Consider the following 25,594-nt stretch of genomic DNA (forward strand, 5'->3'; position numbering starts at 1 on the left):
GACACTCACCACGCGGCCTGCAACCGGGACTGCGCGGCGTACAAGAACAATTCGAGTGAAGCCATGAACATGTACCATGATGCCGATCGTGCCCTGTTGGACCCGATGGAAACCGCCAGTGTCGACGCCCTGCGCCAGCACCAGCTGGAGCGCCTGCGCTGGAGCCTGAAGCACGCCTATGACAACGTGCCGCTGTATCGCCAGCGCTTTGCCGAGTGTGGCGCCCACCCCGACGACCTCAAGTGCCTCGAAGACCTGGCGAAGTTCCCTTTCACCGGCAAGAACGACCTGCGCGACAACTACCCCTACGGCATGTTCGCCGTGCCCCAGCAGGAGGTGGTGCGCCTGCACGCCTCCAGCGGCACCACCGGCAAGCCGACGGTGGTCGGCTACACCCAGAACGACATCGACACCTGGGCCAATGTGGTCGCCCGCTCGATCCGCGCCGCGGGTGGGCGCAAGGGTGACAAGGTGCATGTTTCCTACGGCTACGGCCTGTTCACCGGCGGGCTTGGCGCGCATTACGGTGCCGAACGCCTGGGCTGCACGGTGATCCCCATGTCCGGTGGCCAGACCGAGAAGCAGGTGCAGCTGATTCGCGACTTCCAGCCCGACATCATCATGGTCACCCCCTCCTACATGCTCAACCTGGCCGACGAGATCGAGCGCCAGGGCATCGACCCGCACGACCTCAAGCTGCGCCTGGGCATATTCGGCGCCGAGCCATGGACCGACGAGTTGCGCCGCTCGATCGAGCAACGGCTGGGTATCGATGCCCTCGACATTTATGGCCTGTCGGAAATCATGGGGCCTGGGGTGGCGATGGAGTGCATCGAAACCAAGGATGGCCCGACCATCTGGGAGGATCATTTCTACCCCGAGATCATCGACCCGGTCACCGGCGAGGTGCTGCCGGACGGCCAGCTGGGCGAACTGGTGTTCACCTCGCTGAGCAAGGAAGCGCTGCCAATGGTGCGCTACCGCACCCGCGACCTCACTCGTCTGCTACCCGGTACCGCACGGCCGATGCGCCGGATCGGCAAGATCACTGGCCGCAGCGATGACATGCTGATCATTCGCGGGGTCAACGTGTTCCCGACCCAGATCGAGGAGCAGGTGCTAAAAATAAAACAGCTTTCAGAAATGTATGAGATTCATCTGTATCGCAATGGAAACCTGGACAGCGTCGAGGTGCATGTGGAATTGCGCGCAGAGTGCCAGCACCTCGATGAAGGCCAGCGCAAGCTGTTGACCGCGGAACTGACCAGGCAGATCAAGACCTATATCGGCATCAGCACCCAGGTGCGCCTGCAGCCCTGCGGCACGCTCAAGCGTTCCGAGGGCAAGGCTTGCCACGTGTTCGACAAACGGTTGGCCAGCTGATTCATTCGGCTGCCTTTTCGGCCCCGGCATCGTCCGGGGCTTTTTTTTGCGTTTTTTCGGCTCGCCTCTTCGCCGGTAAACCCGCTCCCACAGGAATCGCATCATGCCTGGGGCTGCACATGACCTGTGGGAGCGGGTTTACCCGCGAAAGGGCCACCAATGTGATACGCAAATCTTATTTGATACACACAAATGTGTTTGACGTTATGTTTTGTATCGCTTACAAATGACTCATGCCTTAGCAGGAGTCGGAACACATGTACGCACAGCTAGTGGAAACCGGAGTAAAGCGCGTCAAGTCGCTGGAAGAGATGTCGCCCGAGGAGCGCAACTTCCAGGAAAAGATCGACGCCGAAATCAAGATCGAAGCCAAGAACTGGATGCCCGAGGCCTATCGCCAGACCCTGATCCGGCAGATCTCCCAGCACGCCCACTCGGAAATCGTCGGCATGCTGCCCGAAGGCAACTGGGTCACCCGCGCCCCAAGCCTCAAGCGCAAACTGCAGCTGATGGCCAAGATCCAGGACGAAGCCGGCCACGGCCTGTACCTGTACAGCGCCATGGAAACCCTGGGCGCCGACCGTGACGAAGAAATTGCCAAGCTGCACAGCGGCAAGGCCAAGTATTCGAGCATCTTCAACTACCCCACCCTCAGCTGGGCCGACATGGGCGCAGTAGGCTGGCTGGTGGATGGCGCTGCCATCGTCAACCAGGTGGTGCTGCAGCGCACCTCCTACGGCCCCTACTCACGCGCGATGATCCGCATCTGCAAGGAAGAGAGCTTCCACCAGCGCCAGGGCTACGAAATCCTCCTGACCATGATGCGCCACGGCACCCAGGCCCAGCGGGACATGGTCCAGGACGCGATCAACCGCCTGTGGTGGCCGGCGCTGATGATGTTCGGCCCCAGCGACGAGCATTCCCCGAACAGCGCCCAGTCCATGGCCTGGAAGATCAAGCGCCAGACCAACGATGAACTGCGCCAGCGCTTCATCGACCAGACCGTGCCGCAGCTCGAACTGCTCGGCTGCACCGCCCCCGACCCCGAACTGAAGTGGAACGCCGAGCGCGGCCACTACGACTTCGGCGAAATCCAGTGGGACGAGTTCTACGAAGTGATCAAGGGCAATGGCCCGTGCAACCAGGAACGTGTCGCCACCCGGCGCAAGGCCATCGAGGACGGCGCCTGGGTACGCGAGGCCGCCGTGGCCTACGCGCGCAAGCAACAGAACAAGAACGCCGCCTGAGCGGCGAATGATGCGGAGATCGAAAATGTCTGTCTGGACCCTCTACGAAGTGTTCGTGCGCAGCAAGCACGGCCTTAACCACAAGCATGTCGGCAGCGTGCACGCCGCCGATGCCGCCATGGCCATCGAAAACGCCCGTGAGCTGTACACCCGCCGCAGCGAAGGCGTCAGCCTGTGGGTGGTGCCCTCGGCACTGATCACCGCCTCTTCCCCCGACGAGAAAGACCCGCTGTTCGCCCCGGCGGACGACAAGGTCTACCGCCATGCCAGCTTCTACGAGCTGCCCGACGAAGTCGGACACATGTGAGGTTGGCCATGCACAACGAAACCCTTATCCCCTACCTGCTGCTGCTCGGCGACAGTGCCCTGGTGCAGGGCCAGCGCCTTTGCGAATGGTGTGGCCGCGCACCGGCCATCGAAGAAGAGCTGGCCCTGATGAACGTCGGCCTCGACCTGGTCGGCCAGGCGCGCAACTGGCTGGAGTACGCCGCCGAGCTGCTCGATGACGGCCGTGACGCCGACGCCCTGGCCTTCCGCCGTGACGAGCGGGCCTATCGCAACCTGCTGCTGGTCGAGCAGCCCAACGGCGATTTCGCCGTGACCATGACCAAGCAGTTTTTCTATGACGCCTGGCATTTCGCCGTGCTTCAGGGCCTGGTCAGCTCGAACGACGAACGTATCGCCGGTATCGCCGCCAAGGCCCTGAAGGAGGTCACCTACCACCTGCGCCGCTCCAGCGAGTGGGTGCAACGCCTGGGCGGTGGCACCGAAGAAAGCCGCCAACGCATGCTCGCGGCCATCCCTGCACTGTGGCGCTTCACCGTCGAGTTGGCCGCCGGCAGCGACAATGAAGTGCACCTGGCGCAAGCGGGTGTCGCCGCCGACCCGGCTGCCGTCGGCGCTGCCTGGCTCAAGCAGGTTGGCGAGACGTTCTCTTCGGTCGAGCTGCCGCTGCCCAAGGCCGCCAGCCACTTTTACCTGGACGGTCGCAAAGGCCTGCACACCGAGCACCTCGGCCTGCTGCTGGCCGAAATGCAGTTCCTGCCAAGGGCGTACCCCGATGCAACCTGGTGAGCTGATTGCCGGCGACCGTGGCGCCCGCGCACAGCAAAGCGACGACCTGGCCCGGGCCTGGGCGGTACTGGCCCAGGTCATGGACCCGGAAGTGCCCGTGGTCAGCGTGGTCGACCTGGGAATCGTGCGTGACCTCGACTGGCACGCCGGCCACCTGCACCTGGTGGTCACGCCGACCTACTCCGGCTGCCCGGCCACCGAGGTGATCGAGGGTGATATCCGCCAGGCGCTGGAACAGGCCGGTTTTCCCGCGCCAGCCCTGGAGCGCCGGCTGACCCCGGCCTGGAGCACTGACTGGATCAGCGAACTGGGCCGCGAGCGACTGCGCGCCTATGGCATCGCCCCGCCACAGGGCAGCACCAGCAAGCGCAGCCTGCTCGGCGAGGCGCCCCAGGTGTGCTGCCCGCAGTGCGGCAGCGCCCATACCGAATTGCTCAGCCAGTTCGGCTCCACCGCCTGCAAGGCGCTGTACCGCTGCCGCGAGTGCCTGGAGCCGTTCGACTATTTCAAATGCATTTGAGCCGTGGAGAACGCCATGAGCCAGTTTCACAGCCTGACCATCAAGCAAGTGCGCAACGAGACCCGCGATGCGGTGTCGATTGCCTTCGACGTGCCCGAGCACCTGCAGGCGCAGTTCCGTTTCACCCAGGGCCAGTACCTGGTCATGCGTACCCGGCTGGACAACGAAGAAGTCCGCCGTTCCTACTCCATCTGCAGCGCCGTGCAGGACGGCGAGCTGCGTGTGGCGGTAAAGCGGGTGCCTGGCGGGCGCTTCTCGGCATTTGCCAATGACATGCTCAAGGCCGGCCAGCAGCTGGAAGTGATGCCGCCATCGGGCAGCTTCTTCGTGCCGTTGGACCCGGCCCGCCAGGGCAACTATCTGGGCGTGGCTGCCGGCAGCGGCATTACCCCGATCCTGTCGATCATCGCCACTACCCTGGCCAGCGAGCCACACAGCCGCTTCACCCTGCTGTATGGCAACCGCTCAAGCTCCGGCGCACTGTTCCGCGACAAGCTGGAAGACCTGAAGAACCGTTACCTCGACCGCCTGAACCTGATTTTCGTGTTCAGCCGCGAGCAGCAGGATGTCGACCTGTACAACGGCCGCATCGACGCCGACAAGTGCGGCCAGTTGTTCTCCCGCTGGATGGACGTTGCCAGCCTGGATGCTGCGTTCATCTGCGGCCCGCAGGCGATGACCGAGACGGTGCGCGACAGCCTGCGGGCCAATGGTATGGCCAAGGAACGCATCCATTTCGAGTTGTTTGCCGCCGCTGGCAGCGAAACCCGTCGTGAAGCCCGCGAGGCGGCGCGCCAGGTGGACTCGGCGCTCAGCCACATCACCGTGATCAGCGACGGCCGCGCCCTCACCTTCGACCTGCCACGCAACACCCGGAACGTGCTGGACGCCGGCAATGCCATCGGCGCCGAGCTGCCTTATTCGTGCAAGGCCGGCGTGTGCTCGACCTGCAAGTGCCGGGTAATCGAGGGCGAAGTGGAAATGGACAGCAACCATGCCCTGGAGGACTACGAAGTGGCGGCCGGGTATGTGCTGTCGTGCCAGACCTACCCGGTGAGCGACAAGGTAGTGCTCGATTTCGACCAGCTCTGAGACCGAGTCGCCTGCTTCGCGGGCGCGCCCGCTCCCACAGGGACTACACAAGACCTGAGAGCAGCGCCCTACCTGTGGGAGCGGGTTCACCCGCGAAGAGGCCATCAGCAACACCGCAACACCCGCGTGACCTCAACAAAACAATTACAACACCCAGAGATCGCAACCCATGACACCCGAACGCATCGAAAGCATCGTCAACCACCCCGACTTCCAGCACCTGGTACAGCGCAAACGCCGCCTCAACGGCAGCCTGACCCTGGCCATGCTGGTGATCTACTACGGCTTCGTCCTGCTGGTGGCGTTTTCCCCCAGCACCCTCGGCCAGTCCCTCAGCGGTGGCGTCACCACCGTCGGCATGCTGGTGGGCGTGCTGATGGTACTGCTGTCCTTCGCCCTGACCGGCATCTATGTGCACCGCGCCAACAACGTGCTCGACCCGCTCAACGACAAGGTCAAGCAGGAGTGCGCACAATGAACTGGACCGCCATCTCGATGTTCATGGTGTTCGTCTGCTTCACCCTGCTGGTCACCCGCTGGGCTGCCATGCGCACCCGCTCGGCCAGCGACTTCTACACCGCCGGCGGGGGCCTGACCGGCATGCAGAACGGCCTGGCGATCGCCGGCGACATGATCAGCGCCGCCTCGTTCCTGGGCATTTCGGCAATGATGTTCATGAACGGTTACGACGGCCTGCTGTATGCACTTGGCGTACTGGCCGGCTGGCCGATCATCCTGTTCCTGATCGCCGAACGCCTGCGCAACCTGGGCAAGTACACCTTTGCCGACGTGGTCAGCTACCGCCTGGCGCAGACCCCGGTGCGCCTGACCTCGGCCTTCGGCACCCTGGTGGTGGCGCTGATGTACCTGGTGGCGCAGATGGTCGGTGCCGGCAAGCTGATCGAACTGCTGTTCGGCATCAGCTACCTGTACGCGGTGATGCTGGTGGGCGTGCTGATGGTCGCCTACGTCACCTTCGGCGGCATGCTTGCCACCACCTGGGTGCAGATCATCAAGGCGGTGATGCTGCTGTCGGGTACCAGCTTCATGGCCTTCATGGTGCTCAAGCATTTCGGCTTCAGCACTGAGGCGATGTTCGCCAGCGCCGTGGCCGTACATGCCAAGGGCCAGGCGATCATGGCCCCCGGCGGCCTGCTGTCCAACCCGGTGGACGCTATTTCCCTGGGCCTGGGCATGATGTTCGGTACCGCCGGCCTGCCGCATATCCTGATGCGCTTCTTCACAGTCAGCGATGCCAAGGAAGCGCGCAAGAGCGTGTTCTATGCCACCGGGTTCATCGGCTACTTCTACCTGCTGCTGATCGTCATCGGCTTTGGTGCCATCGTCATGGTCGGTACCGAACCGTCCTACCGTGACGCCACCGGCGCGATCATCGGCGGCGGCAACATGGTCGCCGTGCACCTGGCCCAGGCGGTAGGTGGCAATCTGTTCCTCGGCTTCATCTCCGCCGTGGCCTTCGCCACCATCCTGGCGGTGGTCGCCGGCCTGGCGCTGTCCGGCGCTTCGGCGGTTTCCCACGACCTGTATGCCTGCGTGGTGCGCCAGGGCAAGGCCAGCGAACAGGAAGAAATGCGCGTGTCGCGTATCGCCACCCTGCTGATCGGCCTGCTGGCGGTCATCCTCGGCCTGATGTTCGAATCGCAGAACATCGCCTTCCTCTCCGGCCTGGTGCTGGCTGTGGCCGCCTCGGTCAACTTCCCGGTGCTGCTGCTCTCGATGTTCTGGAAAGGCCTGACCACCCGCGGCGCGGTGTGCGGCAGCATGGCTGGCCTGGTCTCGGCGGTGCTGCTGGTGGTACTGGGCCCGGCGGTGTGGGTCAACGTGCTGCATAACGAAAAGGCGCTGTTCCCCTACAGCAACCCGGCGCTGTTCTCCATGAGCCTGGCCTTCCTCGGCGCCTGGGTGTTCTCCGTCACCGACAGTTCCGAACGCGCCAATCAGGAACGTGGCCGCTACCTGGCCCAGTTCATCCGCTCCATGACCGGAATCGGCGCTGCCGGCGCCAGCAAGCACTGACTACCAGGGAAGAACAACCATGTCGGGTAAAACAACAACAATGAACCGCACGCACTTCATTTCGGCCGCCTGGCTGGCCACCCTCGCCCTGCCGATGCCGGCCATGGCGGATTTCATCGGCGACAGCCACGCCCGGCTGGAGCTGCGCAACCACTACCTCAATCGCGACTTCCGTCAGAGCAATGCACCGCAGGCCAAGGCCGAGGAATGGGGCCAGGGCTTTACCGCCAAGCTGGAGTCGGGCTTCACCGAAGGCCCGGTCGGTTTTGGTGTCGACGCCATGGGCCAACTGGGCATCAAGCTCGACTCCAGCCGCGACCGCCGCAATACCGGCCTGCTGCCCTTCGGCCCGAACAGCCATGAACCGGTCGATGACTACAGCGAACTGGGCCTGACCGGCAAGGTGCGGGTGTCCAAGAGCACCCTGCGCCTGGGCACCTTGCAACCGATCCTGCCGGTGGTGGTGTACAACGACACCCGCCTGCTCGCCTCCACCTTCCAGGGCGGCCTGCTCACCAGCCAGGACCTGGCCGGCCTGACCTTCAACGCCGGCCGCCTGACCAAGGCCAACCTGCGTGATTCCTCGGGCCGCGACGACATCGGCTATGGCGCCGCCAGCAGCGACCACCTGGACTTCGGCGGCGGCAGCTACGCCCTCACCCCGCAAACCAGCGTCAGCTACTACTACGCCAAGCTCGAGGACATCTACCGCCAGCAGTTCGTCGGCCTGATCGATACCCGCCCGCTGGGTGAAGGCCTGAGCCTGCGCACCGACCTGCGCTACTTCGACAGCCGCAACGACGGTGCCGAACGCGCTGGCAACATCGACAACCGCAACTTCAACGCCATGTTCACCCTCGGCGTACGGGCCCACAAGTTCACCGCCACCTGGCAGCAGATGTCCGGCGACAGTGCCTTCCCGTTCGTGAACGGCGGCGACCCGTTCACCGTCAACCTGGTGACCTACAACACCTTTACCCGCGCCGGGCTGGACTCCTGGCAGGTGCGCTACGACTACGACTTCGTCGCCATGGGCATCCCTGGCCTGAGCTTCATGACCCGCTACACCGATGGCCGCCACGCCGAAACCGCCACCGTCAGCAATGGCCGTGAGCGCGAGCGCGACACCGACATCACCTATGTCATCCAGAGCGGCCCGTTCAAGGACGTCAGCCTGCGCTGGCGCAACGTCACCTTCCGTTCCGGCAATGGCCTGACCAACGCCGTGGACGAAAACCGCCTGATCATCGGCTATACCGTGGCGCTGTGGTAACAGCGCCCCTCTACATTGGAGAACAGCATGTCTGCCGCCCCTACCCTGCAAAGCTTCATCGCTGGCCGCTGGCTTGGCCAGCAAGGCGCCCAGGCCCTGCGCAGCGCCCTGGACGGCCACGTCCTGGCCTACAGCCACGAAGAACGTCCGGATTTCGCCGAGGCCGTGGACTTTGCCCGCGGCCGTGGCCTGGCCGCGCTGATGGCCATGGACTTCCAGCAACGCGCTGCCCGCCTGAAGGCGCTGGCCCTGTACCTGGCCGAGCGCAAGGAACAGCTCTACGCCCTGTCCCACCACAGCGGCGCCACCCGTGCCGACAGCTGGATCGACATCGAAGGCGGCAACGCCACGCTGTTCTCCTATGCAGGTATTGGCAGCCGTGAGTTGCCGTCGGGCAACCTGGTGCACGAAGGCCCGGCGATCCCGCTGGGCAAGCAAGGCCATTTTGCCGGCAGCCACATCCTGGTGCCGCGCGCCGGCGTGGCGGTGCACATCAACGCCTTCAACTTCCCCATCTGGGGCATGCTGGAGAAGTTCGCCCCGACCTTCCTGGCGGGCATGCCGTGCATCGTCAAGCCTGCGACCTCGACCAGCTACCTGACCGAGGCCGTGGTGCGGCTGATGAACGCATCCGGCCTGTTGCCCGAAGGCAGCCTGCAACTGGTGATCGGCAGCACCGGCGACCTGCTCGACCGCCTGCAAGGCCAGGACGTGGTGACCTTCACCGGTTCAGCCGACACCGCCGCCAGGTTGCGCGTCACACCGAACCTGGTCCGCAACTCGGTGCCGTTCACCGCCGAAGCCGATTCGCTGAACTGCGCCATCCTCGGCCCGGACGTGACCCCCGACAGCGAAGAGTTCGACCTGTACATCAAGGAGGTGGTCCGCGAAATGACCACCAAGGCCGGGCAGAAATGCACCGCCATCCGCCGCGCCATCGTACCGGCCAGGCACATCGACGCCGTTGCCACACGCCTGCGCGAGCGGCTGAGCAAGGTGGTGGTCGGTGACCCGTCGCTGGAGGGTGTGCGCATGGGCGCCCTGGCATCCCACGACCAGCAACACGATGTGGCCGAGCGGGTGCGCAGCCTGCTGCAGAGCTGCGACCAACTGTTCGGCGCCAGCGACGGTTTCGCACCGCGTGGCGAGGGTGTGGCCGAGGGCGCGTTCTTCGCCCCGACCCTGCTGCAGGCCCGTGACCCGCATGCCGAAGGCGGTGCCCATGATATCGAAGCGTTCGGCCCGGTCAGCACGCTGATGGCCTATGACGACCTCGATGAAGCCCTGGCGCTGGCCGCGCGTGGCAAAGGCAGCCTGGTGGCGACCCTGGTCACCGCCGACCGTAGCGTAGCGGCCAAGGCCATCCCGGTGGCCGCTGCCTGGCATGGCCGGCTGCTGGTACTCGACAGCGAGGCGGCCAAGGAATCCACGGGGCATGGCTCGCCATTGCCACAACTCAAGCACGGCGGCCCGGGCCGCGCTGGTGGTGGTGAAGAGTTGGGTGGCCTGCGTGCGGTCAAGCATTACCTGCAACGCGCTGCAGTACAGGGTTCGCCGAGCATGCTCACGGCGGTAACCGGCGAATACGTGCGCGGTGGCGAAGTGATCGAAACCGAAGTACACCCGTTCCGCCGCTATTTCGAGCAACTGCGCATCGGCGAGTCGCTGCTCACCCACCGCCGTACCGTGACCGAAGCCGACCTGGTCAACTTCGGCTGCCTGTCGGGCGACCATTTCTACATGCACTTCGACGAGATCGCCGCCAAGCAATCGCAGTTCGGCAAGCGCATCGCCCACGGCTACTTCGTGTTGTCGGCAGCGGCCGGGCTGTTCGTCTCGCCAGGTGAAGGCCCGGTACTGGCCAACTACGGCCTGGATACCCTGCGCTTCATCAACCCGGTGGGCATCGGCGACACCATCCAGGCACGCCTGACCTGCAAGCGCAAGATCGACCAGGGCAAGACCAGCCCGCTGGGCCAGCCCCAGGGCGTGGTGGCGTGGGATGTGGAGGTGACCAACCAGTTGGGTGAACTGGTCGCCAGCTACGACATCCTCACCCTGGTGCTGAAAAAGCCCTGACGCGGCCGTTGGTCAGGGGCGGTCGGCATTCAACCGACCTCACCTGGCCGTTGCCACTCTCATTCAATGAGCACCAAGCATTCCTGTGGGAGCGGCTTTAGCCGCGAAGAATCCAACGCGGTGCATGGCACCGGCTACGCCGGTGTTCGCGGCTAAAGCCGCTCCAACAGGGGCCGCGCAAGGTCGTGCAGCTCGGGGAATCACATTGTCGCCGCCGGCCCCCCCGCCGACGGGTTCGGCTTGCTCCCCGACACCCGCCAGCTCACTGCGGTAATCCCGTAGCGCTCTGCCATTGGCCTGCTGACTTTCCTTATCTTCTCCCGGCCGAACCTGGGAATGATGCCGATGCCCGCATCGCAACTTGCCCAATGCCAGGCCTCGACATTGTCCAGCTGCTCCAGGCGGATGATGAAACTGCGCGGCTGGCCATGCAGCTGGTAATCGATGATGTAGAGCTGTGGGCTAGGCATCGCAGGGGCCTCCTCTTCTCCATGGATGACACCCTGATTGATCGGGGTATGCGCCGAAAATTCAAAAAATCACTGATGGCGACCTTTGCCGTGGCTGTTTTGCCCACCCTTGCGGCCGGCGTCCGAAGCCCGCTGGCGGTCATTGGCAAAATTGCCGCCAGAAACCTGACCACCCTTGTGCCCGGCGCGGGAAGCCCGTTCCCGGTCGTTGGCGAAGTTGCCTGGGTTGGTTTCCTTGTTGCCGCCACGGTGGCTGGTGCGGTCTTGGTCCTGCGCCATGTCGTTTCTCCTTGCGATGGTTTGGCGGGATGCATGGATCTGCGCCTTACCTTGGTTCCGAACACTCGAACGCTGGCTCTGCTCAATGGTTTTGCCCTCAGCCGACGTGTGGCGCGAAACACATGCGGGCACAATATTGGTGCCACGGCGACCGTTCGCGGGCTTGCGCGCGTAGAGGCCAGCACAGGCAACCGCTAGGCATGCACACTCCAATGACACGCCTCCAGCTCGATCGGCATCTCGTCAATGGCCTGGATCATGCCGCTCTCCAGGGCTTCCCGTGGCCCGAGTATGCGCGGGTAGGCCATCAGGTAGCGCGGCACATCCAGTACCTCGGCCGCGCCCTCGGTCCGCTCGGCGACGATCTGTGCATACAGCCGCAGGTCATAGTCCAGGCTCATCGCATATTCGGCCATGCGTGAATGGTCCACCGAGCCGTGCAAGGTCCAGTGGAAAGGATGGAACAGGAACTTGCTGCAACTGCACGCCGTGCGCCGGTCCCCGGCCAGGAACAGGATGTTGCCCATGGATTCCACCGTGCCCAGGTTGTGGGTATGCACCTCGACCGGTAATGCCCGCAGAAAGTTGTACAAGGTAAACCCGTAACTGCACTCGCCGCCCATGGTGGCGATGTTCAGCTGCAGGACCTCGGCGCCCTGCTGCAACGCCCGCGAACAGGTGTTGATCAGGTTGCCACAGGTGGACGAATTGATCGGCCCGGTGAAGTGGACGATATGTCTGGCCATGCTTGCCTCCAGGGTGGCAGGTCATTCCTTGGTCTTCTGCGCATCGTCACCCTGCCCGGCCATCTGCCGGTACTGCTTGCGCAAGGCATGCAACTCGGCCGGGTCCATGTCTTCAAGGTCCAGCAGCGCTTTGTGCGCCCGTTGCGTGGTGCGCAGCAGTTCGTCGATCTTGATGTGCAGTTCGTCGTTGTCGCGGTTCTGGGTGTTCTGGATGAGGAACACCATGAGGAAGGTGATGATGGTGGTCGAGGTGTTGATCACCAGTTGCCAGGTGTCGTTGAAGCCGAACAACGGCCCGGTCAATGCCCAGCTCAGGATCAGCAGGCAGGCGATGCCGAAGGTCAGCGGGCGGCCGGACCAATTGGCCAGCCACTGGGCAAAACGGTCGAATTTCATCCTGGCGCCCTTCCTCCGCAGCAGATATGCGGTGGAAACGTCGCGCGCTGCAAAGTTCAACGCGGTATGGCCTTTTCCGTTGGTCAACCGTGCTGAACCCTGGCCGCTGTTCACCAGTCGCACCTTCAGAGTGACCGAACAAGGACCCGGTAATGAGGAAGGCAGCGTGAGCGATATCCGCATCGGCATCTCCGGTTGGCGCTACGGTCCGTGGCGCAAGGATTTCTACCCGAAGGGCCTGCCCCAGGACGACGAACTGGCGTTCGCTTCGCGGGCGGTCAACAGCATCGAGATCAACGGCTCGTTCTACAGCCTGCAAACGCCCGAACGCTACCAGGGCTGGCGTGACGACACCCCGCCCGGCTTCGTGTTCGCGGTCAAGGCCCCGCGTTACATCACCCATGTGCGTCGGCTAAGGGATATCGAAGAACCCATGGCCAATTTCTTCGCTTCCGGGCCGCTGCTGCTCGGCAAGAAGCTAGGGCCATTCCTCTGGCAGTTTCCACCGAACATGAAGTTCGACGAGGCCCGCTTCAGCCGTTTTCTCGAGCTGCTGCCACACAGCCGCAAGGCCGCCCGCGACTGCGCGCTGGGGTGTGCGCAACGCCTGAGGGACAACGGCAGTACCGATATCAAGGGCAACGCACGGCTACGCCACGCCGTGGAAATTCGTAATGAGAGTTTTTTGTGCGAAGCCTTCATCAAGCTGCTGCGCAAACACCGGGTGGCGCTGGTGGTGGCCGACAGCGCCGGGAAATGGCCTTACGTCGAAGATGTCACCGCCGACTTCGTGTACATGCGCCTGCATGGCGATGTCGAGCTGTACAGCAGTGGCTATACCGCCCAGGCGCTGCGGCGCTGGAAGCAGCGCATCCAGCACTGGAGCCAGGGGCGGCAGGCCGACGATGCCCAGCTGGTCGTGCCGGGGCCGCCACCACGGCGCGCGACCCGTGACGTCTACTGCTATTTCGACAACGACCAGAAAGTCCATGCACCCTATGACGCCCGGCGCCTGCTGCAGAAGCTGTCGCTGGACCATGAGCTGATGACCGAGCCTGGCGTGGTGCCGGAGGTGGCGCTGTGAACAGGACCCTGCCTGCCCCGCACTGCATCTTCGACAAGGTTACCGCCGTGCATCGGCTGAATGTACTGACGCTGAACGTGCACAAGGGCTTCACCTTCTTCAATCGGCGCTTCATCCTGCCCGAGTTGCGCGAAGCCGTGCGCGCCACCGGCGCCGACCTGGTGTTCCTGCAGGAGGTGCACGGTAGCCACCAGCAACACGCCTTGCGCCACCCGGCCTGGCCGGATACGCCCCAGTACGAGTTCCTGGCCGACAGCATGTGGCCACAGTACGCTTACGGCCGCAATGCCGTGTACCCCCACGGGGACCACGGCAATGCCCTGCTGTCGAAATTCCCCATCAGATGCTTCGACAACCTGGACGTTTCGGTACAGGGCAACGAGCAGCGCGGCCTGCTGCATTGCCAACTGGAGGTGCCAGGCCATGACCAGGTGCATGCGGTGTGCGTGCACCTGGGCCTGCGCGAGGCGCACCGGCAACGCCAGGTGAGGCTGCTGCTGGACCTGCTCGACAGCCTGCCGCCCAAGGCGCCGGTGATCGTTGCCGGCGATTTCAATGATTGGCGGCTGAAGGCCGATACGGTGCTGAGCGAACACCTGGTAGAAGCCTTCGGCGAGCATTTCGGCACCCCGGCTCGCAGCTTTCCGGCGCGTCTGCCACTGCTGCGCCTGGACCGCATCTACCTGCGCAACGCCATGCCCGGCACTGCCCGGGTGCTGTCGAAGTACCCGTGGTCGCACCTCTCCGACCACGCCCCTTTGGCTGCGGAGATCAACCTGTGAACCGACCCTGGGTAGACGGCAACAGCGTGCAGTTGCTGATCAATGGCGAGCAATACTACCCCCGTGTGTTCGAGGCCATGGCCCACGCTCGGGAGGAAATCCTGCTGGAGACCTTCATCATCTTCGATGACAAGGTCGGCCAGCAGTTGCAGCAGGTACTGATCGATGCCGCCCGGCGCGGCGTGCGTGTCGAAGTGGCCGTGGATGGCTACGGTACGGCCGACCTGCCTGCGCCGTTCATTGCCGCCATGACCGATGCCGGGGTCAGTTTCCACGCCTTCGACCCGCAGCCGCGGCTGGTGGGCATGCGCACCAACCTGTTCCGGCGCCTGCACCGCAAGATCGTGGTGGTCGACGGTGAGCGGGCATTCATCGGCGGCATCAACTACAGCGCCGACCACCTGGGCGACTTTGGTGCCATGGCCAAGCAGGACTATGCCGTCGAAGTCACCGGCCCGGTGGTGGCGCAAGTGCATGCCGCCAGCAAGCGCCTGATGTCGCCGGTGCTGCAGCCACCCAGCGCGGTGCGGCCGCTGACCGAGCCTGCCGGTGCCAGCAGCGCGGTGCTGATCGAGCGCGACAACGGGCTGCGCAGTACCGATATCGAAGCCCACTACCTGCAGGCGTTCCGCAGTGCCCGGCAGCGCATCGTGGTGGCCAACGCCTATTTCTTCCCGGGCTACCGGCTGATGCGCGAACTGCGCAATGCGTCCCGGCGTGGCGTGGAGGTGCAGCTGATCCTGCAGGGTCAGCCGGACATGCGCTGGGTACGGGCGCTGTCGCGGCTGCTGTACAACTACCTGCTGCGCGACGGTGTGGCCATTCACGAGTACTGCCAGCGGCCCTTGCACGGCAAGGTGGCGCTGGTGGACGACCAGTGGGCCACCGTCGGCTCCAGCAACCTGGACCCGTTGAGCCTGTCGTTCAACCTGGAAGCCAACCTGTTCATCCGTGATCGTGCCTTCAACCATCAACTCAACCAGCACCTGCAGGCGCTGGCCCGCGATCAATGCAAGCCGGTCACCCTGGAGCGCATGGTCCGTGGCTACTGGTGGCGGGCGCCGCTGATCTTCGTGTGTTTCCACGTGATCCGCCATTTCCCGCGGATTGCCGGCTGGTTCCCGGCGCACCGCCAGCGCTTGCGCTCGGTGCAGCCGGAGGCCGAGGTACAGGGTGACTATCACGAGGGCAAGACCTGATGGCGCGAAAACACTGGCAAACCTGGGGCAAACGGCTGTTCACCCTGGCATTCCTGATCCTGATCCCTGCGCTGCTGTACCTGCTGGCGCGCAACCTGGACTGGAACGAGGTGCGCCAGTCATTGCTGGCCTACAAGCCTGGCAACCTGGCCATCGGCCTGGCGCTGGCCGGGTGCAGCTACCTGACGTTCGCGAGTTACGATCTGCTGGCGCGGGCCTACACCGGCCACCACCTGCCGGCTCGCCAGGTTTTGCCGGTGGCCTTCGTGTGCTACGCCTTCAACCTCAATTTCACCACCTGGGTGGGTGGCGTTGCCTTGCGCTACCGGCTATACAGCCGCCTGGGCCTGGACACACCGACCATCACCCGCATCCTCACCCTGGGCCTGCTGACCAACTGGATGGGCTACATGCTGCTGGCTGGCACGGTGTTCGCCTTGCGCCTGGTCGAGCTACCCGCCAACTGGGCGGTGGGCGCCACCGGCCTGCAACTGATCGGCCTGGTATTGCTGGCGATTTCTGCAGGCTACCTGCTGGCCTGTGGTTTCGCCAAAAAGCGCACCTGGCGCTGGCGCGACCATGAGGTAACGCTGCCGTCGCTGCGCCTGGCGCTGTGCCAGGTCGTGCTGGGTGCCAGCAACTGGGCGCTGATGGCACTGCTGATCTTCTGGCTGCTGCCTGGCGAAGCCTTCTACCCGTCGATACTTGGCATCCTGCTGATCAGCTGTGTGGCAGGTGTGGTCGCGCATATCCCGGCCGGGCTGGGTGTGCTGGAAACGGTATTCCTGGCCCTGCTGCACGGGCAGCTGGCCCAGGGTTCGCTGGTGGCGGCCCTGCTGGGCTACCGTACGCTGTACTACCTGGTGCCGCTGTTGCTGGCGGTGCTTGTCTACCTGGTCCTGGAGAAACGCGCCAAAGCCATGCGCCGGCGCGACAAGCCCGCCTGAACCTGACAAGGGCCTGTGGCCCCGGAGGTGGCAAATGCGTGTCGCTGTCCTGATATTGATGGGGGCCAGCCTGGTCAGTGGCCAGGCCCTGGCCGAAGCCTGCAACGTGCTGACGCGGTCCTCCAGCGAGGCGGTCAAGCCGGTGGAGCGACACAGCTGTTACAGCTACAGCAACCTGCCCGCCGAAGCGATCAACTGGTCGTGCAGCAACGAGAGCAAGGACATGCTCAACAGCGAAAAGCACAAGGTCCACCGTTGCGCGGACGGCAGCGTTGGCAGTTGCATCGCACCGTTGACCCGGGAGGCATTGGCCAACCCCAAGGCAGCTGGCGGTGACAAGCCGGCGTTGCCCAAGGATGCGCGGGTAATCACCTAGTACTACGACACCCCAAGCCTCGGCCAGGCCCGCACCGATTGCGAGCGTAGCAACGGCATCTGGCAGACTCACTGATTCTGCAGGCCTGCGCGCTGCTTTGTGTGGGAGGGGCCTTTCGCGACGCAAGGCCGCTCCCACAGGACCATCACCGCCCCATAAACCTATGCAGAAGCTATGGGACGGCGTTGTTTCAGGGTGAAATCGGGTCACTCGCCGGGAAAGTCTCGTCCAGCGCATTGTCCACCGCGCTCTCCCCGGTCTTTTCGCCACAGTGGCAATCCGGCATCCGGCACGGCTCGCCATTGCGATGCCCGCTGGCACAGGCCTCGCAGCAATACACCTTGCCTTCGAGCTGCAAGGCGTTGGCATCCACGGTGCAGGAACAATGCGCACAGGCACAACGCAGTTCGTTCATGGCTTGCTCTCCTCGTCATCGATTACATCATCAGTCCACGGTTCGCCATCCAGCGGTGCGGAGCGGGCCAGTTCGGCTTCGTCCAGGCCTATGCCGCCGCCGATTTCATGGGCCTCCACCCGGCGCAGGGTCTTGTCTGCCGGTCCGCCGGTGCTGCCAGGCTCATGCGGGTCGCGGGCGCCGGTCTCATCCAGCAGGGTGTCCGGGCTCAGGTCGTCGTAGGTAACGTTGTCTTCGTGCAAACTGTCGCTCAGCGCTTCGCCGCCGGTCATGCCGCTTTCGGCCACGCGCCGGGGCGGGAACTCGCGGGCCACGTCCGCGGCCGGGCGCTCGTCGCCCACACGCCCCTCGCGCTCATCCAGGCGCTCGTCGAAGTCCAGTTCATGTACGCTGCCCATGCGGTCTTCGGTGTCGTCGATTTCGCTCGGGGTATACGGCTTCGGTTCATCTGCTCGGGCCATGTGTGTTCTCCGTCAAGTGGCTTCATTCGGTCGACTGCACCTGATCGTTGAAGATTCAGAGTTTTTTTGAACTACCGCCCGGGCCGCTGGCTCCCACCATAGAGACTCAGAACCGCCCGGAGCCGTCATGGCCAAGCCCCTAGAGGAATACGCGCGCAAGCGCGACTTCAACGCCACGCCCGAGCCCAGCGGCAAGCGCAGCCATGGCAAGCGGGCCCATGCGCTGCAGTTCTGCATCCAGAAGCATGACGCCAGTCACCTGCACTACGACTTCCGCCTGGAGCTCGATGGCACGCTGAAAAGCTGGGCAATCCCCAAAGGGCCCTCGCTGGACCCGAAGGTGCGCCGCCTGGCCGTGCACGTAGAGGACCACCCGCTGGACTACGCCGATTTCGAAGGCCATATCCCCGAAGGCCATTACGGCGCGGGCGACGTGATCGTCTGGGACCGGGGCATCTGGGAGCCCGAAGGCGATGCGCACGAAGCCTATGCCAAGGGCAAGTTGCGCTTCCGCCTGCAAGGCGAAAAGCTTGGCGGCGTGTGGAATCTGTTTCGCACCCACCTGGCCGGCAAGAAGGAACAGTGGATGCTGGTCAAGTCGCAAGACAGCCAGGCGCGTAGCGAAGCCGACTACAGCATCGTCGACGCCCAGCCCGACAGCGTCCTCAGCGACCGCACGCTGGTGCCGCGCAAGCCAGCAGCAAAAAAAGCCGCTGCACCACGTCGCAAACCGGCCAGCAAAGGCCGGAAGGTGCCGTTGCCGACGCAACTGCAGCCACAATTGGCGACCTTGGTCGACTCCCCGCCCGGCGGCGACTGGCGCTACGAAGTCAAGTTCGACGGTTATCGCATCCTTGCCCGCATCGACGGCGATGACGTCCGCCTGTTCACCCGCAATGGCCACGACTGGAGCAGCAAGCTGCCCAGGCAGGTTGCCGCCTTGCGTGCGCTGGGCATCGACGCGGCCTGGCTCGATGGCGAGGTGGTGGTGGCCGGCGAGAACGGCGCGGCGGACTTCCAGGCGCTGCAGAACGCCTTCGACACCGAACATGACGAGCACATCACCTATTACCTGTTCGACCTGCCCTTCCTCGGCGGCCAGGACCTGCGCCAGTTACCGCTGCAGGACCGGCGCCGCACCTTGCAGCACTTGCTGGAACACAATGAATCGGACGTACTCCGGTACTCCGCCGACTTTGACCAGCCCGTCGAATCCCTGCTCGACAGCGCCTGCCAGCTGCAACTCGAAGGCCTGATCGGCAAGCGCGTCGACAGCCCCTACAGCGGCCGTCGCAGCCCCGACTGGATCAAGCTCAAGTGCAAGCAGCGCCAGGAGTTCGTGATCGTCGGCTACACCGACCCGAAAGGCAGCCGCAGCGGTTTCGGCGCACTGCTGCTGGCCTTGCACGACAACGACAGCGGCGAGTTGCGCTATGCCGGCAAGGTCGGTACCGGCTTCAGTGCCACCACCCTGGCAAGCATCCATGCCCGGCTGGAACCGTTGGAAATCGACACGCCGGCTCTGCCCAAGCCGCCCGCGGGAGCCGAAGCCCGCGGCGTGCACTGGCTGAAACCGCAGCTGCTGGCCGAAGTCGCCTATGCCCAGATGACCCGTGACGGCATCGTGCGCCATTCGGTGTTCCACGGCCTGCGTGATGACAAACCGGCTACCGCCATCGACCTGGAGCGCAGCATGCCCGCCAAGACCCTGCCCAAGCGCAAGCAGGCCAAGGCCCCAGAGGTCTTGGGCGAGCTGCGCCTGACCCACCCCGAGCGGATAATCGACGCCACCCGCGGCGTGACCAAGCGCGAGGTCGCCGAGTACTACGCCGCCGTCAGCCAGTGGATCCTGCCCCAGCTCAAGGATCGCCCGGTGGCACTGGTGCGCGCGCCGGACGGCCTGACCGGCGAGCTGTTCTTCCAGAAGAACGCAGGCCAGCTGCATATACCCCACGTGCTCAGCTACGACAAGGCCGAGGCCGGCCAGGCAGCGATGGTCATCAACCGCGCCGATACCCTGCTGGGAGCGGTGCAGATGAACATGCTCGAGCTGCACACCTGGAACGCCACCGACAAGGATTTCGACAAGCCCGACCGCTTCGTCCTCGACCTCGATCCGGACCCGGCACTGCCGTGGAAGGCCATGCTCGAAGCCACCCAACTGGCCCTGACGTTGCTGGATGAACTGGGCTTGAGGGTGTTCCTCAAGACCAGTGGCGGCAAAGGCATGCACCTGGTCGTGCCCCTGACCCGGCGGGCCAGCTGGGATGAAGTCAAGGCGTTCAGCCATGCCATCGTCGATTACCTGGCCAGGCTCTTCCCCGACAGGCTGAGTGCCGTTTCCGGGCCCAAGAACCGCGTCGGGCGCATCTTCATCGACTACCTGCGCAACGGCAAGGGCGCGACCACCGCCTGCGCCTACACCCTGCGCGCGCGTGAAGGCCTGCCGGTATCCGTGCCGATCTGGCGCGAGGAACTGCCGCAACTCAAGGGCGCCAACCAGTGGAACATCGACAATGTGCTTGAGCGTCTGGACGATGTGGACGACCCCTGGGCCGATTATGGCAAGACAAGGCAATCGATCACCGTGGGCATGCGCAAGCAGCTGGGGCTGGCCTGATGAGGGCTTGCCTGAAACGCTGCGCCCGCAGTGCCTGAACAAGGAGCCAGGCCCATGGTTCTGGCATGGCGGCGCTGGCATTGCGGCCTGCTGGTACGGCGCCGCCGAAGCCCTGGCCGATTATCTGGCGAGCCTGCGCACCCTGTGGGAGCGGGTTCACCCGCGAAACATCCAGCGCGGTGCATGGCACCGGCTTCGCCGGTGTTCGCGGGTAAACCCGCTCCCACAAGGTCCCTGCCAGCGCAACAAGTCCTGTGCAGCGCCCTGCGTTGCTGGCTTGCGTCAAGCGCCAGGGTTCACGACGCTTTGCGTGTCTTCTTCGCCGGCTTTTTGCCACCCAGGCTGCGCTTGAGCAGTTCGGTGAGGTCGAGGATATCTGCACCTTTGCCCGCTTCCGTCGCCTCGCCCTTCTCCACCGTCTCGATCTTGCCCTTGCTGGCCTTCTCCTCCACCAGGTCCAGGATGGTCTGGCGGAACACATCCTGGTAATCCGCCGGTTTCCACGGCCCGCTCATGTCTGCCACCAGTCGCTTGGCCATGTCCAGTTCGCGCTTGTCCACCTTGGCCTCGGTCACACTGCTGTCCAGCTCCAGCGTTTCCAGCCCGCGCACCTCCTCCGGCCAGCGCAGGGTAATCATCACCAGTGCGTCATCCAGCGGTCGCAGCAGCGCCAGGTGCTGGCGGGTGTGCAGCACCACCGTGGCCAGCGCCACCTTGCCGGTCTTGGCCAGGGTTTCGCGCAGCAAGGCATACACCTTGCCGCCACGACGGTCCGGGGTAAGGTAGTACGGCGTATCAAAGTACTGCAGCGGGATCTCGCCGGCCTCGACGAAGGAAAAGATATCGATCGTCTGGGTCGCCTCGGGCCGGGCCTTGCGGATTTCCTCCTCGCTGATCACCACGTAGCGGCCCTTCTCGAACTCAACGCCCTTGACGATGTTGTCCTTGTCGATCTCCTTGCCGGTGACCTTGTTCACCCGCTTGTAGCCCACCGGTTCCATGCTGCGCTTGTCGAGCCAGTCGAAATCGACCCGCTCGGTGCGCACTGCGGTATTGAGGGCCACGGGGATGTGCACGAGGCCGAAACTGATGGCGCCTTTCCAGATTGCCCGAGCCATTAGCGGTGCTCCCAAGGTTGCCTGCCAATACCTGAATCGACTGCACCGGGCGGCGAAGGTTTAGCTGCCCTGCCCTATGGCAGCGGGTTGCCACCCGTCACACCGAATACCTCGCCGGTGATATAGCTGGACTCCTGGCTGGCCAGCAACACATACACCGGCGCACATTCGGCGGGCTGCCCTGGGCGCTTCATGGGCGTGTGCGCACCAAAGTCGGGGATTTTCTCCGGTGGTTGGCCACCACTGGGTTGCAGCACTGTCCAGATAGGCCCCGGGGCCACGGCGTTGACCCGGATACCGCGCTCGATCACCTGTTTGGCCAGGGCCTTGGTGAAGGCGACGATCGCCGCCTTGGTGGTGGCATAGTCGAGCAAGGTGGCTGAAGGCTGGTAAGACTGGATCGAAGCGGTGTTGATGATGGTCGCCCCCGCCGGCATCAGCGGCACGGCCGCCTGGCACAACCAGAACAGCGCGTAGACATTGGTCTTCAGAGTGTGGTCGAACTGTTCGTGACTGATCTGGCTGATGTCCTTGCGCGCTTCCTGCTTGCCGGCGACGTTGACCAGGATGTCCAGGCCGCCGAGTTGCTCGTGGGCCTGGTCGACCAGTTCCTTGCAGAACTGCTCATCCTTCAGGTCACCGGCAATGGCCACCACCTTGCGGCCTTCGGCTTCGATCAGTTTGATGACTTTGCGCGCGTCAGGTTGTTCGATGGGCAGATAGTTGAGGGCTATGTCGGCACCCTCGCGGGCGAAGGCGATGGCCACGGCCCGGCCGATGCCCGAGTCCGCACCGGTGATCAGCGCCTTGCGCCCTGCCAGGCGGCCAAAGCCCTTGTAGGTGGTTTCGCCGTGGTCTGGCTCGGGCTGCATGTTGGCGTCCAGCCCCGGTGCCGGCTGGCCTTGGGCAGGGAATGGCGGGTGCGGGTACTGGGTCAGCGGGTTCTGCATGCTGAACTGGTCGTGGGGTTTGCTGGACATGGGGCCACTCCTCTGGTGAAACCGGTATTGGCCCAATCGCGGGCTTGCCCGCTCCTACAGGTATTGAAGCTGGTGGTAGTCCTGTGGGAGCGGGCAAGCCCGCGAAGGCCGCTCTACCGATTTCGAGGTAAACCGCCATGGATGGTTTTTTCCAACTGGCCCATACACCGACCAGCGGTCGATACGTCACTCAAAGCGACTAGTTCCGTACCTCAACTGCGTCCACATCCGGTGCATCTGGCGCGTCTGGCGCGTCGTCCACATCAGCCCTTGCAGCGTCTCTGGCTGCATTGGCAGCGACTTTGGCTTCGTCCCTGGCGGCATCTGCCGTAGCCCTGGCAGCATCTCTGGCTGCATCAGCTTGGTCTCTGGCTGCGTCGCGGGCAGCATCTGCCGCGTCCCTGGCAGCTTCTCTGGCGTCATCTGCGCCGGCTACGCCAGCAGCTTTTGCGGCGTCGCGGGCGGCATCCGCCTCGGCTCTGGCAGCGTCTCTGGCTGCATCTGCGGTAGCTTTTGCCGCATCCCGGGCAGCATCGGCCTCAGCCCTTGCAGCGTCTCTGGCCGCATCAGCATCGTCTCGGGCGGCGTCCCTGGCGGCATCCGCCGCATCGTTGTCGTTGTCATGCGCATCGCCTGGGCCTTTGCCGGCCATGCCACCATGGTCACCATCGCCGGCCCCCGGGCCGCCATGACCGCCATGACCGCCACCGCCATCACCACCGTGACCACTGCCTCCGCTACCACCACCGTGACCGCCGCCTCCAGAGCCACCGCTGCCACCACCGTGACCGCCACCGCCTCCAGAGCCACCGCCGCCATTACCGTGGCCGCCACCGCCTCCAGAACCGCCGCCACCGCCGTGACCACCACCGCCGCCGCTGCCACCGTCTTTGGCATACACGCTGGAGAAACTACCGATGTAGTCGGGCACCAGAACGGTCGATGCCGACAGGACGCCACCAATTGCCAATGCCAACAAACATTTCTTGAGCAACATGATGCACCTCCGCTTGGCGTTGCGTCGTCATCTCCGTAACAAACGCAATGACCAATGAGTTCGCAACCGCCCATGGAGCGGCCAGCCAACCGGCGCGGCCATAGATCTGCAGTGTCAGCGAGCAACTGCGGTTTTCGCACGATCCCTGAGAGCCAGTCAGCCTCTTTGCGTGGGAAATATTCCCACATATTAAGACTAGTACTGTATGCCTGAGTTCCAGATACCGAATGTCAGGCCAAGGCACGTTTCAGACTTGCCAGCAGTCACGACTGGCTGAACAGCACCCGCCGGAAAGCCTCGGCCGCCAGGTGCACCTGCACCGCCCAGTCCTGCGCCGCGTCACTGCCGGCATCATCGGAAATGTACTTCAGGCACACGAACGGGATACCTTCGCCGCGTGCGATCAGCGCCAGCACGTAGGCTTCCATGTCGACCACGTCATAAGGTGCATTGCCATGGTTGATCTCGAAGCTGTCGCCACTGCCGCAGGTTTCCAGGGCCAGGCCGGGGATCTGCGCACCATGCTCCAACACCACCGGGATGTCCGACAAAGGCGTCTGGTAGCGGTCGAAGCCCAGCGGGGTCACGTCCATGTCGCGCTGCACGAAGCGGGTGCAGCACACCACCTCGCCCTTGCCATGGCGCTGGCTGCCGGCCGAGCCAAGGTTGACGATCAGCCTGGGCCGACGCGTGGCAATGGCCTTGGTCAGCGCGATGGCGGCATTGACCTTGCCGATGCCGGTGAACACGGTGTTGACGTCAGCGAATACCTCGCCGGCCTCGGCTTCGAGGGCGAAGACAAACAGCGTGTCATCCAGGGAAATGTCGGGGAATTGCTTGATCAGCATCATGGCGCAGGTGGTTCCGAGTGGCTGCGAAAGGCGCGGCCATTTTCGGCCAACCCCGGCTAATTGCAAGCCCCGGCGGCCACCACGGCCCGTAACGCCTGCGCCCTGCCCAGGCCAGCAGCGCGGGCCTGGGCCAGGCACTGCAGTTGCTGGTCGGCATGGGTGCCGTCGCGCAGCAGGTGGTGTGCATGGTGGAAGGCGCGTTCGGCGTCTGCGGTGTCGACCGGCAAATGCTCCTGCAACTGGGCCAGCCAGCCTTCGGCCGTAACCGGCTGTTGCCCGTGCAGGCCGATGAACTCACCGTGGCGCCCATGGCGCATGGCACGCCAGTAGTTTTCCTGGGTGATCCAGCGCTGCTCGCGGTTGCAGGCCGCGGGGTCATGCCGGTACACGATGCTGTGCTCGATCAGGTGGCGAAACAGTGCAGCGATGCACAGCGCGTCCTCCAGCCGCGGGCAGCCATCGCAGATGCGCAGTTCGACCGTCGGGAAGCGTCGCGAAGGCCGGATCGCCCACCAGAAGTCGCCGTCCGCGGCCAGCGAACCGGTGCGCTGCAGCAAGGCACGGTAGCGCTCGTAGGCGGCCCAGTCCGGCAAAGGCTCGGGCAGCCCCATGTGTGGCCACTCCCCGCAAACCACTCGCCGGTAGCTCATGTAGCCGGTGCACTGGCCTGCCCACAGCGGGGATGACGTACTCAGTACCAGCAACAAGGGCAGCCAGCCCAGTACGCGGTTGATCAGTTGCATGCGGTCGCAGCCTGGCGGAACGCCCACGTGTACGTGCAGGCCGTTGAGCAGGCTGCGCCGCGCCACATGCCGGTAGTCCGCGAACAGTTGCCGGTAGTGCGCCGGGGTGGCTGGTTGCTGCCGCAGCCAGGCGGCATTGGGGTGGCTTGCCGCGCCGTACAGGCCCATGCCCTCTTCGGCCAGCGCGGTGCCCAGCCGCTGGCGGCTGTGCTGGAAGAACTCGCGTGCCTCGAACAGGTTGGCAAACACCGGCGAGGCCACTTCGATCTGGCTGCGGAACATTTCCTGGGCAAAATGCTGGCCCAGCGCCTCGCGACAACGCCCGATCACGGCTGGCGAAGGTGTGGCTGGCACCCGCCCCGAGTCCAGGTTCACCAGCAGGTATTCTTCCTCGATGCCGAACGTGCAGGGTCGTGCCATGCTGC

24 protein-coding genes and 3 pseudogenes are annotated in these 25,594 nt (G+C 64.3%); 16 read left to right on the forward strand and 11 right to left on the reverse strand.

Annotated elements, in window-relative coordinates:
- Nucleotides 1–63 precede the first annotated feature (63 nt).
- From paaK to paaZ, 10 genes and pseudogenes are all read left to right on the forward strand, one after another.
- Nucleotides 64–1,383 carry a phenylacetate--CoA ligase PaaK gene (gene paaK / locus MKK04_RS13390; protein WP_241105558.1) on the forward strand — a complete coding sequence of 440 codons (1,320 nt, stop codon included), beginning with the start codon at nucleotides 64–66 and terminating at the stop codon, nucleotides 1,381–1,383.
- 257 nt (nucleotides 1,384–1,640) lie between these two features.
- Nucleotides 1,641–2,630: a 1,2-phenylacetyl-CoA epoxidase subunit PaaA gene (gene paaA / locus MKK04_RS13395; RefSeq protein WP_015270325.1), complete on the forward strand. Its 990-nt coding sequence runs from the start codon at nucleotides 1,641–1,643 to the stop codon at nucleotides 2,628–2,630.
- 25 nt (nucleotides 2,631–2,655) lie between these two features.
- Entirely contained in the window at nucleotides 2,656–2,937 is a 282-nt protein-coding gene (gene paaB / locus MKK04_RS13400) for a 1,2-phenylacetyl-CoA epoxidase subunit PaaB (RefSeq protein WP_013972614.1), read from the forward strand.
- Between the two features lie 8 nt (nucleotides 2,938–2,945).
- Nucleotides 2,946–3,704, forward strand: a complete 759-nt coding sequence (paaC, locus tag MKK04_RS13405; RefSeq protein WP_241105559.1) for a 1,2-phenylacetyl-CoA epoxidase subunit PaaC — start codon at nucleotides 2,946–2,948, stop codon at nucleotides 3,702–3,704.
- The gene (gene paaD / locus MKK04_RS13410) at nucleotides 3,691–4,224 is read left to right on the forward strand and encodes a 1,2-phenylacetyl-CoA epoxidase subunit PaaD (protein WP_207831996.1); all 534 of its coding nucleotides are present in this window, start codon (nucleotides 3,691–3,693) and stop codon (nucleotides 4,222–4,224) included. Before paaC ends, paaD begins: the two co-directional genes overlap by 14 nt.
- A gap of 15 nt (nucleotides 4,225–4,239) precedes the next feature.
- The gene (gene paaE, locus MKK04_RS13415; RefSeq protein ID WP_207831994.1) at nucleotides 4,240–5,316 is read left to right on the forward strand and encodes a 1,2-phenylacetyl-CoA epoxidase subunit PaaE; all 1,077 of its coding nucleotides are present in this window, start codon (nucleotides 4,240–4,242) and stop codon (nucleotides 5,314–5,316) included.
- A 169-nt stretch (nucleotides 5,317–5,485) separates the two neighbouring features.
- On the forward strand, nucleotides 5,486–5,794 hold the full coding sequence (locus tag MKK04_RS13420; protein WP_046614155.1) for a DUF485 domain-containing protein: 309 nt from the start codon (nucleotides 5,486–5,488) through the stop codon (nucleotides 5,792–5,794).
- Nucleotides 5,785–7,353: pseudogene (locus MKK04_RS13425) on the forward strand (cation acetate symporter); the annotation flags it as partial. The gene MKK04_RS13420 and the pseudogene MKK04_RS13425, both read left to right, overlap by 10 nt.
- Nucleotides 7,354–7,393: 40 nt before the next feature.
- Entirely contained in the window at nucleotides 7,394–8,626 is a 1,233-nt protein-coding gene (locus MKK04_RS13430; RefSeq protein WP_087502177.1) for an OprD family porin, read from the forward strand.
- Between the two features lie 27 nt (nucleotides 8,627–8,653).
- The gene (gene paaZ / locus MKK04_RS13435; RefSeq protein WP_207831990.1) at nucleotides 8,654–10,705 is read left to right on the forward strand and encodes a phenylacetic acid degradation bifunctional protein PaaZ; all 2,052 of its coding nucleotides are present in this window, start codon (nucleotides 8,654–8,656) and stop codon (nucleotides 10,703–10,705) included.
- 200 nt (nucleotides 10,706–10,905) lie between these two features.
- Here the strand turns inward: paaZ and MKK04_RS13440 are convergent, their stop codons facing one another.
- The 4 genes and pseudogenes from MKK04_RS13440 to MKK04_RS13455 all read right to left on the reverse strand — a co-directional run bounded on the left by MKK04_RS13440 (nucleotide 10,906) and on the right by MKK04_RS13455 (nucleotide 12,596).
- Nucleotides 10,906–11,175: a DUF6555 family protein gene (locus MKK04_RS13440; protein ID WP_207831988.1), complete on the reverse strand. Its 270-nt coding sequence runs from the start codon at nucleotides 11,173–11,175 to the stop codon at nucleotides 10,906–10,908.
- Between the two features lie 69 nt (nucleotides 11,176–11,244).
- A pseudogene (locus MKK04_RS13445) lies at nucleotides 11,245–11,397 on the reverse strand (general stress protein); the annotation flags it as partial.
- A 251-nt stretch (nucleotides 11,398–11,648) separates the two neighbouring features.
- Nucleotides 11,649–12,200: an ATP-dependent Clp protease proteolytic subunit gene (locus MKK04_RS13450; protein ID WP_207831984.1), complete on the reverse strand. Its 552-nt coding sequence runs from the start codon at nucleotides 12,198–12,200 to the stop codon at nucleotides 11,649–11,651.
- A 21-nt stretch (nucleotides 12,201–12,221) separates the two neighbouring features.
- Nucleotides 12,222–12,596 (reverse strand): low affinity iron permease family protein, encoded by a 375-nt coding sequence (locus MKK04_RS13455; protein WP_207831983.1) that lies wholly within the window; start codon nucleotides 12,594–12,596, stop codon nucleotides 12,222–12,224.
- A gap of 31 nt (nucleotides 12,597–12,627) precedes the next feature.
- On the opposite strand from MKK04_RS13455, the gene MKK04_RS13460 reads away from it, so the two are divergent.
- The 5 genes and pseudogenes from MKK04_RS13460 (at nucleotide 12,628) to MKK04_RS13480 (ending at nucleotide 17,059) form a co-directional block, all read left to right on the forward strand.
- Nucleotides 12,628–13,680: a DUF72 domain-containing protein gene (locus MKK04_RS13460; RefSeq protein WP_207831981.1), complete on the forward strand. Its 1,053-nt coding sequence runs from the start codon at nucleotides 12,628–12,630 to the stop codon at nucleotides 13,678–13,680.
- Nucleotides 13,677–14,462 carry an endonuclease/exonuclease/phosphatase family protein gene (locus tag MKK04_RS13465; RefSeq protein ID WP_207831979.1) on the forward strand — a complete coding sequence of 262 codons (786 nt, stop codon included), beginning with the start codon at nucleotides 13,677–13,679 and terminating at the stop codon, nucleotides 14,460–14,462. Before MKK04_RS13460 ends, MKK04_RS13465 begins: the two co-directional genes overlap by 4 nt.
- Entirely contained in the window at nucleotides 14,459–15,661 is a 1,203-nt protein-coding gene (clsB, locus tag MKK04_RS13470) for a cardiolipin synthase ClsB (protein WP_207831977.1), read from the forward strand. Before MKK04_RS13465 ends, clsB begins: the two co-directional genes overlap by 4 nt.
- The gene (locus MKK04_RS13475; protein ID WP_207831975.1) at nucleotides 15,661–16,608 is read left to right on the forward strand and encodes a lysylphosphatidylglycerol synthase domain-containing protein; all 948 of its coding nucleotides are present in this window, start codon (nucleotides 15,661–15,663) and stop codon (nucleotides 16,606–16,608) included. The genes clsB and MKK04_RS13475 overlap by 1 nt, the downstream gene beginning before the upstream one ends.
- Nucleotides 16,609–16,642: 34 nt before the next feature.
- A pseudogene (locus tag MKK04_RS13480) lies at nucleotides 16,643–17,059 on the forward strand (hypothetical protein).
- A gap of 115 nt (nucleotides 17,060–17,174) precedes the next feature.
- Here the strand turns inward: MKK04_RS13480 and MKK04_RS13485 are convergent.
- Together MKK04_RS13485 and MKK04_RS13490 are read right to left on the reverse strand one after the other, a co-directional pair.
- Nucleotides 17,175–17,399 carry a metallothionein gene (locus MKK04_RS13485; protein WP_207831973.1) on the reverse strand — a complete coding sequence of 75 codons (225 nt, stop codon included), beginning with the start codon at nucleotides 17,397–17,399 and terminating at the stop codon, nucleotides 17,175–17,177.
- Complete coding sequence (locus MKK04_RS13490; RefSeq protein ID WP_233687803.1) at nucleotides 17,396–17,860, reverse strand: phosphotransferase system, HPr-related protein; 465 nt, start codon at nucleotides 17,858–17,860, stop codon at nucleotides 17,396–17,398. Before MKK04_RS13490 ends, MKK04_RS13485 begins: the two co-directional genes overlap by 4 nt.
- Nucleotides 17,861–17,987: 127 nt before the next feature.
- Between MKK04_RS13490 and ligD the strand changes: the two genes are divergently transcribed.
- A complete protein-coding gene (gene ligD, locus MKK04_RS13495; protein ID WP_241105560.1) occupies nucleotides 17,988–20,480 on the forward strand; it encodes a DNA ligase D in 2,493 nt (830 codons plus the stop codon).
- A gap of 296 nt (nucleotides 20,481–20,776) precedes the next feature.
- Here ligD and ku read toward each other — a convergent pair whose 3' ends face one another.
- The 5 genes from ku to MKK04_RS13520 all read right to left on the reverse strand — a co-directional run bounded on the left by ku (nucleotide 20,777) and on the right by MKK04_RS13520 (nucleotide 25,589).
- The gene (gene ku, locus MKK04_RS13500) at nucleotides 20,777–21,598 is read right to left on the reverse strand and encodes a non-homologous end joining protein Ku (protein WP_241105561.1); all 822 of its coding nucleotides are present in this window, start codon (nucleotides 21,596–21,598) and stop codon (nucleotides 20,777–20,779) included.
- 74 nt (nucleotides 21,599–21,672) lie between these two features.
- Nucleotides 21,673–22,578: an SDR family oxidoreductase gene (locus tag MKK04_RS13505; protein ID WP_207831964.1), complete on the reverse strand. Its 906-nt coding sequence runs from the start codon at nucleotides 22,576–22,578 to the stop codon at nucleotides 21,673–21,675.
- A gap of 432 nt (nucleotides 22,579–23,010) precedes the next feature.
- The gene (locus MKK04_RS13510; protein ID WP_241106823.1) at nucleotides 23,011–23,475 is read right to left on the reverse strand and encodes a hypothetical protein; all 465 of its coding nucleotides are present in this window, start codon (nucleotides 23,473–23,475) and stop codon (nucleotides 23,011–23,013) included.
- Between the two features lie 363 nt (nucleotides 23,476–23,838).
- Nucleotides 23,839–24,426 (reverse strand): phosphorylase family protein, encoded by a 588-nt coding sequence (locus MKK04_RS13515; protein ID WP_207831963.1) that lies wholly within the window; start codon nucleotides 24,424–24,426, stop codon nucleotides 23,839–23,841.
- A 56-nt stretch (nucleotides 24,427–24,482) separates the two neighbouring features.
- A complete protein-coding gene (locus tag MKK04_RS13520) occupies nucleotides 24,483–25,589 on the reverse strand; it encodes a carboxylate-amine ligase (RefSeq protein WP_241105562.1) in 1,107 nt (368 codons plus the stop codon).
- Nucleotides 25,590–25,594 lie beyond the last annotated feature (5 nt).

Source organism: Pseudomonas sp. LS.1a (assembly GCF_022533585.1).
In the GTDB taxonomy this organism is placed as follows: Bacteria; Pseudomonadota; Gammaproteobacteria; order Pseudomonadales; family Pseudomonadaceae; genus Aquipseudomonas.